The organism is Phycisphaerae bacterium (genome assembly GCA_017999985.1).
In the GTDB taxonomy this organism is placed as follows: domain Bacteria; phylum Planctomycetota; class Phycisphaerae; order UBA1845; family Fen-1342; genus JAGNKU01.
Map to the genome: position 1 here is coordinate 121,366 of JAGNKU010000001.1, position 14,609 is coordinate 135,974.

5 protein-coding genes are annotated in these 14,609 nt (G+C 67.3%); 1 reads left to right on the plus strand and 4 read right to left on the minus strand.

Annotation, left to right across the window (positions count from 1 at the left end):
- Nucleotides 1–21: 21 nt before the first annotated feature.
- Nucleotides 22–546 carry a hypothetical protein gene (locus KA383_00495; protein MBP7744577.1) on the plus strand — a complete coding sequence of 175 codons (525 nt, stop codon included), beginning with the start codon at nucleotides 22–24 and terminating at the stop codon, nucleotides 544–546.
- Here KA383_00495 and KA383_00500 read toward each other — a convergent pair.
- The 4 genes from KA383_00500 to KA383_00515 form a co-directional block, all read right to left on the minus strand.
- On the minus strand, nucleotides 530–1,006 hold the full coding sequence (locus KA383_00500) for a CBS domain-containing protein (protein MBP7744578.1): 477 nt from the start codon (nucleotides 1,004–1,006) through the stop codon (nucleotides 530–532). The two genes, KA383_00495 and KA383_00500, sit on opposite strands and share 17 nt — an antisense overlap.
- 93 nt (nucleotides 1,007–1,099) lie before the next feature.
- Complete coding sequence (gene mreD / locus KA383_00505; GenBank protein MBP7744579.1) at nucleotides 1,100–1,597, minus strand: rod shape-determining protein MreD; 498 nt, start codon at nucleotides 1,595–1,597, stop codon at nucleotides 1,100–1,102.
- The gene (locus KA383_00510; GenBank protein ID MBP7744580.1) at nucleotides 1,597–2,232 is read right to left on the minus strand and encodes a hypothetical protein; all 636 of its coding nucleotides are present in this window, start codon (nucleotides 2,230–2,232) and stop codon (nucleotides 1,597–1,599) included. Before KA383_00510 ends, mreD begins: the two co-directional genes overlap by 1 nt.
- Nucleotides 2,233–2,238: 6 nt before the next feature.
- The gene (locus KA383_00515; protein MBP7744581.1) at nucleotides 2,239–14,466 is read right to left on the minus strand and encodes a hypothetical protein; all 12,228 of its coding nucleotides are present in this window, start codon (nucleotides 14,464–14,466) and stop codon (nucleotides 2,239–2,241) included.
- Nucleotides 14,467–14,609 lie beyond the last annotated feature (143 nt).

Below are 14,609 nucleotides of genomic sequence, written 5' to 3' on the forward strand. Positions count from 1 at the left end.
CGCACAGGTGTCCTGCTGAGCGTGAGCTTGGCACTGCTGGCCGGGGCGGCCGTGGGTTGCCGCACCTCGTCATTCCAAGTCGTTTCCTACAAGGACCCGTATTTCCCCGAGCACTACCGGACCGCGCTGGCTGACTGCGCGTATCGCACCGACCCCAGCGGCGATGTGCACGCGGTCGGGCGGGCAACCCGCGCGACCGAGCAGGGCACGACCCGGCAGTATCTCTACGTCCACATGTTCTGGCAGCCCAAGCCCGGCAAGACGCCGGCCGAGCAATCCGCCACCGACGCCACGTTCCGCTACGTGGTCGCGACCGACACGGGTGCCACCACCTACGCGGGCACGGGCTTCGTGTTTCCGCAGCAGCGCGCCGGCGGGCACCTGGAAATCACCATCGAATCGGCCCGGCTGCACCTGGAGTCTCAGCGCGGCGAGGTGGGCGACGTGCTGGGCGACAGCCGGCTGACGGGCACCCTGATCGCGCGCCGCGACCCGCCCGCCGCCGCCCATCTGATCCGCGAGGCCGAGCTCAGCGCGGCGCGGTAGCGCCCGCTGAAGTCGCGGCCTGCGCCGCCCACTCGCCATACAGGTACTCGTGCAGGTATTGGATGGTCGCCATCTGGTCGGCCTCCGCGGCCATCAGCACGTCGCCGATCGAGACGATGCCCACCAGCCGGCCGTTCGCGACGACCGGCAGGTGTCGGATGCGCTTGCGGCGCATGACCGCCCGGCATTCCTCGCCGGTGGTCGCGGGGGTGCAGCACGCGACCGGGGCGGTCATCACCGTGCCGACGGTGGTCGTGGCCGGGTCGCGCTGAGGGGCCACCACGCGGCAGAGTATGTCGCGCTCGGTGAAGATGCCCACGACCACTTCCGCACGGGTCACGACCAGCGCGCCGACGCGGTGCGTGTTCATCAGGTGCGCGGCCGCGAGTACGGTCTGGCTCTCGCCGACGCTGTGAACGTGGTGCCCTTTCTGGTCCAGGATGGTTTGGACGGTCGCCATGGGAGCCACCTCTCCAGTGCGCATTCCACGATGCGGGAAGACAGTCTTCGGCCGCGTGGGATTGTAGGCGCGTGCTCCGCCGCCGGCGGCCGGCTACCAGCGCGCCGCGGAGTAGCGGCGCCGGCGGCCGAGGAGCGCGGGCAGATGCAGGATGAGGGCAGCCAGCAACGCCGCAACGAGGCTCGTCGCCAGCGCCTGGCCGATGAGCTGGAGCCAGCCGAGCGCGGTGTCATCGGCGTAGTGTTCGTACAGGCGCACAAAGAGCTGGGCGGGCATCGCCACGAGAAAGGCCGCGAGCCAGCGCACCCACCAGAGTTCGCGGTTCACCATCTCACGCAGGTAGGTCAGCCCCAGGACTGCAAGCCCCAGCGCCAGCGCGTTCAGGCCAAGCGGGCCATCCGTGCCGGCGTCCACCGCGAAGCCGACGATCCACGCAGCCAGGCGCGCGTCGATGGCCGGTGCGCTGAGGCCCACGACCAGCGCCAGCACCAGCAGGAGGTTCAGCCACTCCGGGGCGAAGTGCTTCAGGATGGCAGTCTGCACAACGTACGTCACGAGCAGCGCCACGATGAATAGCCGCCAGGACATCATCAGGGTCGAGGCTCCGTTTGCGGCGGCGTGTCCGGCGCGCGGCGCGGGGCCGCCGCTTTCGGCGGGGCCGGCGCCCGCTGCCCCGGCGGCAGGGGCACCTGGAACCGGCTGCCGCGCCGCGCGATCACCTCGCCGTCCTGCCGCTCATAGCTGAACTCGACCTGGATTTCGCGGCCGGCGACGTCGACCTCGCGGGGCCACCGCAGTACCAGGCCGTACGAATCACCCATGCTCGAGGCGTGGCGAACGCGGAAAGCAGCGGCCTGCTGCGCCGTGAACGCCCACTCATGCGCGAGCTGACGGTCGTAGCTGCCGTCCGGCCGGACGCCCAGCACGTACATCCGGGCGCGGATCGTGCCGGGGACGAACACGCCCTTGGGAATCTCCTCGCCCGGCCGCGTGGCGGCCGTGAAGTACACCCGCGCCATGATCCCGTTCACGCGGCCGGTTTCATCGTCGCGCGTCCACGGCTGCGCCGAATAGAACTGCCGAATTGCGACGATATCGTCGCGCATCGTACCCGCGCCCGGCGCGCCCTTCTCCAGCGACGCACACCCCGAGGCCAACAGCAGCGCGCCCGCCAGAAGCGCCCCGCCGGCCGGATTCAATGACATCCTGAACAGGCTTCGTCGCATAGCGCGTCACCGCGTGCGCATCGAGACCGGTACGTCGTACGAGTCCTCGTTCACCTTCTGCGGGGTCGGCTCCGGGCGCAGCGTCGGACGCACCGGTCCGTATTCACCCTCCACCGGCTGGGCGGCGGGGGTTTCACGTCGGATCACCGGGACGGCGTCTTCCGCCGCACGCGCGGGCGGCAGGACCGGTTCCGGCTCGACACGCAGGCCCTGCATGAGCGTATCGGTCAGGGTCTCGGTGGGGATGACTTCCATGTTGTCCCGCTCGGTCACCGACAGCGCACGGTAATCCTCGACGGTACGGACCACGTGCGGCGTCATGACCAGCAGCAGCTCGGTGCGGTTGGCCGTGTCATTCTGGTTGCGGAATAGCAAGCCCAGGCCGGGAATGTCGCCGAGCAGGGGTATCTTCTGCTCGCGGTTTTCCGTCCGCGAGGTGATCAGCCCGCCCAGCACCACCGTCTCGTTGTCCTTCACCATGACGTTGGTCTTGGCCTGCCGGCGGAAGAAGACCGGGGCCGTAACCCCCTGACCCACGTCCACGGTCGAGCCCGTGAAGTCGGACACTTCCTGGTCGATCTCCATGCGCACGAAGCCGTCCGGGTTGATCTGCGGGGTCACCGTCAACTTGATGCCGATGTTCTCGCGGGCCACGCTGGTCGTGATCTGGCCACCGGTGGTCGTGGACGTGCCCGTGACATACGGCACATCGTTGGTGACCTCGATCAGCGCTTCCTGGTTGTCCATGGCGATGATCTGGGGCCGGCTGAGGACGTTCAGGCTGCCCTCGTTTTGGAGCGTGCGGAAGAGGAAGTTGAAATCTGCACCGGTGATCGTGAACGAGAAGCCGCCCAAGCCGCTGCCCGCCGCGCCGAGGTCGGTGCCGCCGACGTAGTCGTATGTGGTGGTGTCATTCGGGCCGGCCTTGGTCCACTGGAGGTCCTGGAACGCGAATTCCACGCCCAGATCGAGCGCGTTGTCCATGGTGACCTCGACGATCAGCACCTGGATCAGCACTTGCGGGGGCGGCTGATCCAGCTCGCGGACGACGTTCATCACCGTATCCTGGAAGCGCGGGTCGTAGTCCAGGATCACGCGGTTGGCGTCCTTGCTCGCGATCGCGGTGACCTGCCGCTCCTGCTTCACGCCGATCGAGACATCCTGCCCGATGTCCTGCAGACGCTGCTGCTCGGCGTCACTGAATTCCTTGATCGTGGGTGCGAGCTCCTCGGCCTTGATGCTCTTGGGAGAGTAGACGTGCGTCAGGCGATTGGGAATCTCGGTCGTATCGAGCTCCAGGATCAGCTTCTCCGCCAGGTCAAGGTAGCCGGGCGTGCCCGCCGCGATCACGGAATTGGTGCGGACGTCGGTCGCAAACGCGATCTCCTGTCGGCCGCCCTCGCCGCCGAGCCCTTCACCCACTGTCAACACGCGTTCCGATTCGGCGGTGCCACCGCGCCCGGTGCCGCCGGTCGCTCTGCGCTGGAACAGGGCCTCGAGGTTCTTCACGAGGCTCTCGGCGTCGGCGTTGCGCAGGCGGAAGACGCGGATCTTCGCGTCCTGCGGCGGCACGTCCACCGCCGCCACGAGCGACTCCATGAGCGGCATGCTCTCGGGTGGTGCCGTCACCACCAGCGAGTTCGTGCGGGCGTCCGCAATCACGACGATGTCGGAGCGCACGGCCCGCAGCGTCTCGAGACCCAGGTCCGGGTGCTGCTTCTGAAAGATCAGCATGACCTGCTTGGCATCTTCCTTCGTCGAGCCGCTGCCGCCACCGCCGCTACCGCCCGTCCCGCCGACGGTGCCGCCGCGCAGCTCCAGCACGCGCCCGAGCAGATCGCCGGCGTCCTCGGCCGCCGCCTGCTGGAGCTTGAAGATGCGGACCACGGTGCCCTTCAGCGAGGTGGTGTCGTCGAGCTGTCGGACGAACGTCTCGATGTCGTTCAGCAGGGTCGCCGGGCCGAACGCGACCACCGAGTTGGTGGTCTTGTCCGCTGTGACGGTCACGTCGATCTCGCCGCCCGTCTGGCTGCCGCCCTGTTTCTTGAAGATGTCCTGGACGTTCTTGGAGACCTCCTCGGCCACCGCGCGGCGGAGCGGGATGATCTTGATGTTGCGGCCGACCTCGCTGGGCCGGTCGAGGATGTCCACCCAGCGCTCCAGGATTTCCATGTCCTCGCGCGCCGCCGCCAGCAGCAGGCTGTCCGAAACCGGGTCGGCCGCGACGTGGATCGGCGTGCCGCTCAGCTTGGTGTCCTTCTGCGTGAGGGCTTTCTCGACCATCTCCTTCAGCAGCGACGCGATGTTCGGGGCACTGTTGAGCTTCACCTTCCGGGCGTGGAAGACCACCGTCCCGTCAAACTGCCGATCCAGGTCGTTGATCAACTGCTCGGCGTCCTGGAGGTAATCGCGCGTCCCGGTCAGCAGCAGCGAGTTGCTGCGCGTGTCCGCCAGGATCGTCAGCGAATCCGTCGCGTCCTTGTTGATTTTCTTGTCGGCGTCCAGGCGACTCTTGAAGGTCTCCTCCAGCATGTTCTGGAGCTTCACCGCGTCGGCGTGCTGCAGCCGCCGGTAGCGGATATCCACAATGCCGTACTTGTCCGACGCGTCGAGCTGGAGCACGAGGTCCTCGACCATGTCGTAGACGTCCTCGGTCGCCAGCACGATCAGCTTGTTCGAGCGCTCGTCGGAATAGATGACCGCCGTGTCCCGGCCGGCGTCCTTGTCGCCGCCGAGGGCCTTCATGCGGTCATCGAGCAGCTTCTTCAGCTTCTCCTCCAGCGGCGCGGCCTGCGCGTTCTTGAGCTGCACCACGAACGGCTTCATCCCCACTTCCAGCGTCGGCCGATCCAGCTCGGTCACCAGCCCGCCGGCCAGCAGCACGGCGTCCTTGCGGCCAATGACAAGCACAGTGTTGCTGCGCACATCGTGCTGCACGACGAGCGGATAGGGCAGGCCTTTTGCAGCCACGCCCGGTGGCACCGGCGGCATGACGCCCTTCTGCAGCCCCTTGCCATCGCCCTCGGTCGGACGATTCAGATAGCTCTTGTCCTTGAACGTCTCCTCCAGCAGGGTGGCGATCGACTCGGCCTTCGCGTGCTTCAGGACAAACGCTTTCACGTCCGTCTCGGCCCCGATCGGCAAAGCGTCGAACACGGTGATCATCTCGCTCAGGGCGACGTTGTTCTGCTTCGATGAGAAGACCAGCAGCGAGTTCGTGCCCTTCTCCGCGATCAACCGGATCGGCCGCTCCAGATCGAGCTCGGAGAACTCCTGCTCGCCCAGGCGCAGGCGGATCTTCTTCACGAACGGCTTGCCGGCGGTCTTCTTGTCGCCGCCGCCCGACTGTGCCGCTTCCAACTCCGCCTTGATCATCTCGTTGATGACCTTGGCGACGTCCTCCGCCTGCCCGTTCTTGAGCTGCACCAGGATGGCGTCAGTGCTGACGAAACCGCTATCCTTTTGCTCCTCGGTCAGTTCAACGTCTAGCGCTTTCAGCCAGCCTTCGATCTCCGAAATGTCTTTCGGCGTGCCGATGATCATGACGCTGTTATCGCGATCGATTGGATCGATGCTCGCCTGCGACTCCTTCGGAACATCGTTCATCGTGTTGTAGCGCTCGATAGTCGGCCGCAGAATCGCCGCCGCCTCGGCCGCCCGGATGTGCTGCAGCGCGAGCATCTTCACCTCGGTGCCACCGCCGCCCTTCTTCACATCCAGCCGTTCCACCAATTCCGCGATCTTCTCCATGATCGGCTCGGCTGCCGACACAATCAGCGAATTGCTGCGCGCCTCGGCGTTGACGCTGAACTTGTCCTGGGGTCCGGGCTGGCTGGTACGTGCATCGATCCACGCCTTGACCGACTTGTCGATGATCGGGGCGAGTGTCGCGGCCTTGGCTTCCTGGAGCGTGAACACCTGCACCAGCGCGACCGCGGACGTCTGCTCCATCATGGACAGGATGCGCGCGATAAACTCCACGTCTGCCGCGTCGCCGGTGATCATGATGCGCTGGCTGTCGAGCGCATTCGCGGCGACCTCGCCGCGCAGCGCGCCCGTCACGCCACTCAGGTCGTCGCTGAACGGCTGCGCCTCCTCGGCCGGCTGCGTGCCCGCCAGCTCCGCCTCCACCTCGTCGAGCACCTGCGCACGCGCCGCCGGCGGCGATTCGGGAAGCGGCTCGGTCGCCGGCCGCGTCGTCGGAGGCTGACGCCGAGGTCGCGGCGGCGGCTCGTCCTGCGTGTCGCCGAAGACGTCGTCGGCCAGCACGAACCGGATCCACGAAGAAATCGGTGTCAACGCGATATACGGCTCGACCCACGCCAGCGACTTCGGCATCAGCGGGGCGCGGTCCAGGTCCAACTCGGGCGTTGGCAGCACGGCTCCGCCGCCTCCGGATGAACGCCGCGTGCCACCCTGCCGCGGCGTCGTGCTGCGCTGCTGGCGCTGGCCGCCGCCCGACGGCGGGCTGACGCTCGGGCTGCGACTGCCAGCGCCGGATCGACGTGCACCCGTTGTGCCGCTGCGCCCGCCTGCGGGCGCATTCTTCTGCATCTCGTCGATGACCTTCTGGGCATCCTGCGCCGAGAGATTGCGCAGTTGAATCACCTGGGTCACGACGTTGGGGGAACGGATTTCCCCCAACTGGTCCACGATCGTCTTGACCTGCGCGAACAGCGTCCGCTCGCCACCGACAATGAGCGAGTTCGTGTATTCATCCGAACCAACCGTCACCTGCCGCGCATAGCGCCCCGTCCGGTCGGCGTCCGAACGTTCATTCTCGTTGACGATGCGCTCGACTTCAGTCGCGAGGCGGGCAGCATCCTGCCCGTACGGAACCTGAATAACCTCGATGTTCGCCTGCACAATGGCCTTGTCGTCGAAACGCGTCACCAGCTCGCGCACGTCGTCGATCTGCCGCTTCGTGCCACGCACCACCAGCGTCTTCGCGCTGTCGTTCGGCACGATCTGCGGCCCGGCCGACTCAGCGCCCTTCGCCCCGCCCCGGCCGCCACCCTGCCCGCCACGCTCCGCCGCCGCCCCCTGGTCGATGAACTGCCAGATGAAATTCACGATCTCCGACGGCGACACGTTCTGCACGGCCACCGTCTCGATCCGATAGCGGTCACTGAGGCTGTCCTCCAGCTTGTTGATCACCGTCGACTCGACGACGTCGATATCTTCGCGCCGGCCGATGACCATCACGGAGTTCGTCGCTTCCTCGGCCACCGCCAGCACGTTCAACTCGCGTGCGCCGGCCGCCGCCGCGCCGCCGCCGCCACCCCGCCGGCCGCCGCGCTGCCCGCCGCCCGTGTCGGCCCCGCCGGTCGCGTAGCCGTTGATCGCCTCCGCGACCGTCACGGCATCCGCCTTCTCCAGCATGAAGATGCGGAATTCCTTCTTCTGATCGGCCGGCGTCTCCACGTCCACCGCCGCCAGCACCTCGCCGACGAACAGGAACGTCTTGTCCGAGCCGACCACGGTGATGCTGTTCGTCCGCGGATCGGGCACGGCCGTGAAAGCTTCAATGTCGGTTTCGTCACCCTGGGCCTTCGCAAGTTGCAGATACTCGGTCAGAGCCTGCTTGACCGATTCCACCACCGTCGTGGCGTCGGCGTACTTGAGCTGGAAACGCTTGAGCTGCATGTCCGCGCTCGGCTGGTCCAGCGTCACCGCCAAGTCTTCGATCTGCGTGAAGATCTGGTCCGGGGCGCGCACCAGCAGCTTCTTGGCCGCCTTGTCGCCCAGGATCATCACGCGCCCGCTCGACATGGCGCCCGTGCCGCCCGCCGCGGCCTGCCGCGCCCGCCGGCCACCCTGGCGCGCCGCCTGCCCACCGGCCCCGTCACCGAATACTTCCCACAGCTTGTCGGCCAGCTTCGCCGCATCGGCGAAGCGCACCGGGATTTCGCGGATTTCGCGCTGCACCAGCTTGTCCAGCGCCTCGATCTTCTGGAAGATCACGTCGCGCTTGTCGCGCGGCCCCCAAACCAGGATCGTGTTCGTCGCCGGCTCAGCCACTAGCCGCACATCCGTGCCGGCACTGCCCGTCGCAGCGCCGCCACCACGCCGGCCGCGCCCGACGCCCTCGCCGCCGCCGAAGATCGGCTCCAGCGCACTGACGATCGCCTCCGCGTCGCCGTACTGACAGACGTACATTTCGCTTTCCGCGACCGGGCCTTCAATGTCGAGCGCCTTGATGTGCGCTTCGACCGCCGGCACGTCCTTGTTCTCGGCCATGAAGATGATCGTATTCGTGCGCGGATCAGCGGAGACCTTCACCGGCCCCAGCGCCGCGGGCGACCCGCCGCCGCCACCACCCGGCATGCCACGCAGCCGCCCACCGCCTCCGCCTCCGCCTCCGCCGGACACCGCCTCGAAGACCTCTTCGAGCAGCGGCAGCACGTCATCGACGCGCGCCTTCTGCAGCGGGAAGTAGTGAATGCCGACGATATCGCGGCCTTCAAGCTCTTCGAGTTCGCCGATGACGCGCTCGATCAGCTCCATCACCTCCGGCGGCGACGACACCAGCAGCGAGTTCGTGACGCCGTTCGGCACGATCTCGACGCGCTCGACCTTCGCCCCGCCTTCCACGCCGGGCACCGACACGAGCTGCTGTTGCAGCATCTCCAGCAGTTGCGCCTGCTGGCCGCCCGGCTGCATCGCACCGCGGCCGCGGGCACCGGCCGGCAACCCGCTCCGCCGCTGCTGGACTTTCGAGATGCCCAGCACATCCTTGATGTTCTCGCACGTTTCCTCGGCGTTCAGATTCTTGAGCTGGAAGACCTTGACCTGGACCTCGCCCGGCGGAATGTCCAGCTCGCGCAGCAGGCGATGAATCTCGGGGATGTCGGCCTCGTCGCACTTGACGATCAGGTAGTTGTGGCCGGGGTCGGTGGCGATGCGCATCTGCCCGCCGCGTCCGGCCTTACCGCCCTGCTGCTGTCCGCCAACCATGCCGCGCAGTTGATCGAACATGCCCTGCTGCTGATTGCGGCCATCCTCGCCCGGCCGCCCCTGCTGACCCTGCTGGCCACGTTGCGGCTGCTGCGGCTGCTGGATCACGATCTGCCGCTGCTGCACGTCAAACATCATGCTCAGGATTTCCGCGGCCGCGGTCACATCGCCGTACTTGAAGCGGAAAATGCGGATGACCTCACCGACCGCCAGGTCCTCCTGGAGCACGTCGAGCGCTTTGGTGATGTCGTCCACCTTGTCGCGCGGCCCGGTCACGAGAAACGAGCCGTCCGGCTGCGGGATCAGCTTCACCTGCGTCTTCTCGAAGGGCGATTCGACGCGCTGGCCATACGATCCGGCGTCCGTCACTTCGCCCGGGGTGACCTGCGGCGCGGTGGTCGGAGCCTTGGCCGGCGGCTCCTGGTACGCCGCCGGCACGACCGTCAATGCATCGTCCGACTCGGGAGCCCACCGCCGCGTGACGCGTCCGCTCGGCGGCTGATCACCGCCAATCTCGGCCTCGATCTCGTCCAGCAGAATATCGGACAGCGGCAGCGCGCTTTGGAACGACGACGCCTTCCGCCCGCCACGCTCGTGCTTCTCGCGTTCCTGCTTCTCGCGGCGCTCTTTGACCGCCTCCGGCTCTTCGCCGTCTTCCCAGACGTCGCGCACGATCGGCGGAAGCGTCGGCTTGGCCGCCGGCTCGACGATCTCGACTTCCTCGCCGCGGGCCTTGAGCCATTGCACCAGCGCGGCCTGATCGGTGCTGCCACGCGGTCGATACGTGCGGACCACGAGCTCCGGCTTCGCCCGGCTCTCGAACTGCCGAATCAGCTTCTCGATCTGGGGGAACTCAGTCGGCCGGCACTTCACAATCAAGTACTCATCAAACCAGTCGGACTCGATGCTCGGGCCGCCGCGGTCCTCGTCCGGCAGCAGGTCGCGAACGTCCCAGGCGATGTCGCTGGCACTGCCACGATTAATGTCCACCAGGTAGATCTGACGGCCGCCAGTCAGCCAGTCTTCTTCGCCCTCGGCCGGCGCACGATCGAGTTCGGCAATATACGTTTCCACCTGCCGCATCTTGCGCTTGTTTGCCGTGACGATCAGCTTGCCGGAATAGTCATCGGCCGTGACGGTCACGGCGTCGCCCACATTGCGTCCGCCCGCCGGGAAGAGCTGCTTCAGCGTCTCCTCCACATCGGTCGCGTTGGCATGCTTGAGCTTGAACGTCTGCAGCTCCGGCACGCGGACGCTTTGGCCATCCAGCTCCGTGATCCACTGCTCGACCTCGGCCAGGTCCTTCGCCATGCCCGCGAGAATGACCGCGTTGCTGCCCGCGTCGGCGGCGATGCGCACGTTCGCCGTCCCGCCGCGCCCGGCGGCCCCGCCCGTGCGACCGGCCACGACCTGCGTCAGCGACTGCGCCATCTGCGTCGCGTCGGCGTTCTCCAGCGTGATGATGTGGACGATGTCGCCACTGACCGGCTCCGCGTCCACCATCTCCACCAGCTTCGCGGCCAGTTCCTGGTACTCGTCCGGCGCGAACACGAACAGCCGGTTCCCCGTCGCGTCGCTGAACACCGCGGTCTGCAGGGTGGTCTTCTTCACGCCTTCACGCTCGGCGACCTTCGCCTTGAGCATGGCATCGATGTTGTTGGCCACCTGGTCGGCGCGCACGAATTTCAGCGTGTACGACTCGACCTTGCCCGTCGGCGGCGTCTTGCCTTCCAGCTCCTGGATCAGACCGTCCAGCACCGGCATGACGTCCGGCGGCGCCAGCACGACCAGCGTGTTCGTCGTCGGCTCGGCAAACGCACCGGGGGCCAGTTGCCCGGCCTTCACGTTCTTCTTCAACTGCGCGAGGAACAACTGCACCTGCGCCTGCACCTGCAGCGCGTTGAGCACCTTCAGGTCATACGTCTTGACCTGTACGCCGGTCGTGTCCTGGCTGTCCACGGCCGCGACCAGCTCCTCAATCTGCTCCAACTTCTTCTTCGGCGCCCGCAGCACGAGCATCCCGTTGCTGACCGAGACCTGCACTTCCTGCTGCGCGCTGCGCCCGCCCAGCGGCCGGAACATGGCCTGGATCATCTGCGCAAGCTGGTTCGGGTCGGCGTACTTCGGCGTGATCGTGACGGGCAGCACTTCCTCGACACCCGTCGTCAGTTGTGCCGCGAGTTCCGTGATCTTCGGCAGCAGGTCCGTCGTCGCCGTGACAATCACGCGATCGCTGGTCGGATCGGGGATGAACGACGCCGCCGGGCGGCCCGGACGTTGCAACGGCCGGATGGCCGCGGTGAGATTCTGAGCCACCTGGTTCACGTCGGCCCCCGGGACATCGAGCGTCACAACTTTGATCTCGTTGCCCTTCGGGTCGTCCAACTCCTTGATGAACCCCTCGATCGTCGCAAACTTGTCCTTCGGCGCCTCGACGATCACCTGCGCCCCCGCCGCCAGCGCGCGAATCTGCGCCGCGGCCGCCGCACCCCGTCCCGCCGGCCGCCCGCCGAAGATGTTCTGCACGGCGGCCGCGACTTCCGCCGGCTGCGCGTACTGCATCGTGTAGAACCGCCGCTCGGTGGATTGCAGCGCGATCTTCTGGTCGATCTCGAGCGCGAAGTTCTTGATCTTGTCCATGTCGGCCCGCTCAGCCTGCACGATCAGCGAGTTCGTGACCGACTCGACCATGATGAGCGGGGCCGTGCCGCCGCCCCGCGGGCCACGCGGCATGAACAGGCTCTGGAGCTGTTGCGCGATCTGCGCGGCGTCGGCGTTGACCAGCGGCAGGATCTCGACCTTGTCCGTCGCATCCTCGACGTCGAGCGTCCGGATCAGCGCGCCGATCTCCTCCCGCGCCGGCTTGATCGCGAACACCATGACGCTGTCGCCCTCGGCCTGGATCGCGACCGTCGAGCGGCCCAGCACCGGGTGCTCATACTGGCGGTAGAAATTCGCGAGCGTCGCCGCGATGTTCGCCGCGTTGCCTTTCGTGATGGGGAACGTCTCGAGCTCCGGCGTGTTGCTCACGACGTTCTCATCCCACATCTTGATGGTGTCTTCGATCTTCGCCCAGTCCTCCGGCATGCACAGCACGATCAGGATCTGGGCCTCGTCGAGCGGGATGACCTGGTACGTGCTGCTCTGCGCCGCCGTGCTGCGCGACATGCCCGGCATGCGTCCGCGCCCGCCCGGCAGCGGCGTCACGGCCGGGCTGCCGCCGGCACCCAGAAGCGCCTGGACCATCTGCGCCACCTGGCTCGGCCGCAGTTGCTTCAATTCGACGACGTGCCGCTCGAGCTCGGGGCTGGGCAGGTCAAGCTGCTGAATCAGCCGGCCGACGCGCTCCATCTCCTCGCGATCGGCGATCACGTGGAAGGTGTTGCTGACCTCGTCGGGCACGATCGTCGCGCTGCGCCCGGCGCGGCCGCCGGTCTGGCTCATCCCCTGCGCGATCTGCGTGACCAGGTTGGTCACGTCCGCGACCTTCGCGTACTGCAGCGTAAAGGTCTGGTACGTGTCCGGCAGCGGCTTGTCGATGGTCTCCAGCAACTCGCGCACGCGCTTCAGGCCGTCGTCGTTCGCGTACACGATCAGCGAGTTCGTCCGCGTGTCCGCGACGAGGCGGATGGTCTTCTTGGCCCGCTCGAAGATGCCTTCCGTGAAGATCTCCTCCGGCGAAACGCCGCCGGCCTGCACCGCGGGCGTGGGCTGCACGGGCGGCACGGGTTGCCCGGGGCGGCGGTTCCGCTGCTGCATCAGCATCTGCTGGCGGATCTGCTGCTGCATCTGCCAGTTCGGCGTGCGCTGCTGCCCCTGCTCCTGCTGGAGGATCTGGTTGAGCAGGTTCGCGACCTCGGTCGCGTCCGCGTGCAGAATCTCCACCACGACTGTCTTGAACTCGCCGATCTCGGGCTTGATATCGAGCGTATCGATCAGCATTTTGATTTGCGCGAACTGGTCCGGCATCGCCTTGACAATGATGGTGTTCGTGCGCTCGTCCGCCACCATCTGCACTTCGGTGCTCCCGCTCGCGGCGGGCGCGGCCACCGGCTGCGCGACCGGCCGCCCGGTGCGCGGATCGGGGACCATCCGGATCTGCGGAACCTGCTGCGCCCCGCCGATGTTCAGGAACGCGCGGACGCGCTGCTCGATGTCCATCGCGTTGGTCTTGATCTCGAAGATCCGCATCTCGCGGGGGTCGTTCGGCGCGATGTCGATCCGCTCCTGCAGCACCATGAACCGCCGCACGTCGCGGGCCAGCGCGACGATCTTGATCTGGTTGCTGTCCGCCATCGCGGTCAGCCGCGTGTAGTCCGGCAGCGTGTCGCCGAACGCGTCCACGATCGTCTGCGCCGAGCGGTCCTTCACCTGGTAGTAGACCGTGACGTATTCCATGTCGCGCGGGTTGGCGCGCTCGAACGCGTCCACGGTGGGGAATACGAGCTGCAGGTCGACGTGCTGCGGCATCTCCGACAGCGGCACGATGTAGACGTGGTACTCTTCCTCGACGAAGCGGTAGCCCTTTTCGTGCAGAATCAGGTTCAGCTCGTCCAGCGCCTCCTGCTTCGTGAACTTGCGATCGCTGACGTACGTCAATTCCCCGCCGATCACCACCGTCCCTTCGTCCAGCAGCGGCTTGCCGATCCGCTGGACGAAGTACGCAAGCACATCCTCCCAAGGCATGCCGTTGAAGTTGAACCACTCCCCGTCGTCTTCCGTGGACGGCCGGCGCGTCAGCTTCTCGGGCTCCTCCGGCGTCTCCGGCTCCGGCACTTCAGCGTGCGGCGCCGGCGCGGTCGCCGCCGGCCCCGCCAGGCTCTCCGGCGGGCCGACGAAATCCGCCGGCACGGTCGGCGGCTCGCCGCGGCCGTTCGCGCCGCTGCGCTGGGTCGACGCCAGCGCGCGGGCCTTGCGTTCCTCCAGGCTCAGCTCGCCGGACTTGGCCGGCGGCGGCAACGTCGGCCGGCTCGTGGCGGTGGGGCGGCGCGCGGGCGGCGTGGCGCGCTGCGGAGTGGGCTTGGGCTCTACGTGGCCGCTGCGCTCCTTCTCTTCCTGCTCGCGCTGCATCTGGTCGCGGAGCTTCAGCAGTTGCTCCAGGGCGGCTTGCGTGTCGGTGGGCTGGTCCGGCAGCGGCGGCTCTTCTTCGAGCCGCGACTCCGGCTCGACCGGATCCGGCTCCGGCGGCTCCTGCGCCAGGGTCGTGGGAACCCACAGCAGCCCCGCGCTCCCGAGAACCAGACCAAGCAGCCGGCACAGAGTTGTGCGCCAAATCATGCGATCACCTCTCCGCTCATGCCAAAACAGCCTTTGCGGCTGTCCGGTACGCATTCCCGCCGGACCCGGGCCGCGCCCGCCAACAGCGCGCGGGCCCCCTGGGCCGCGAGGTCCGCTATTTATACCCGCAAACCCCCCGGGGG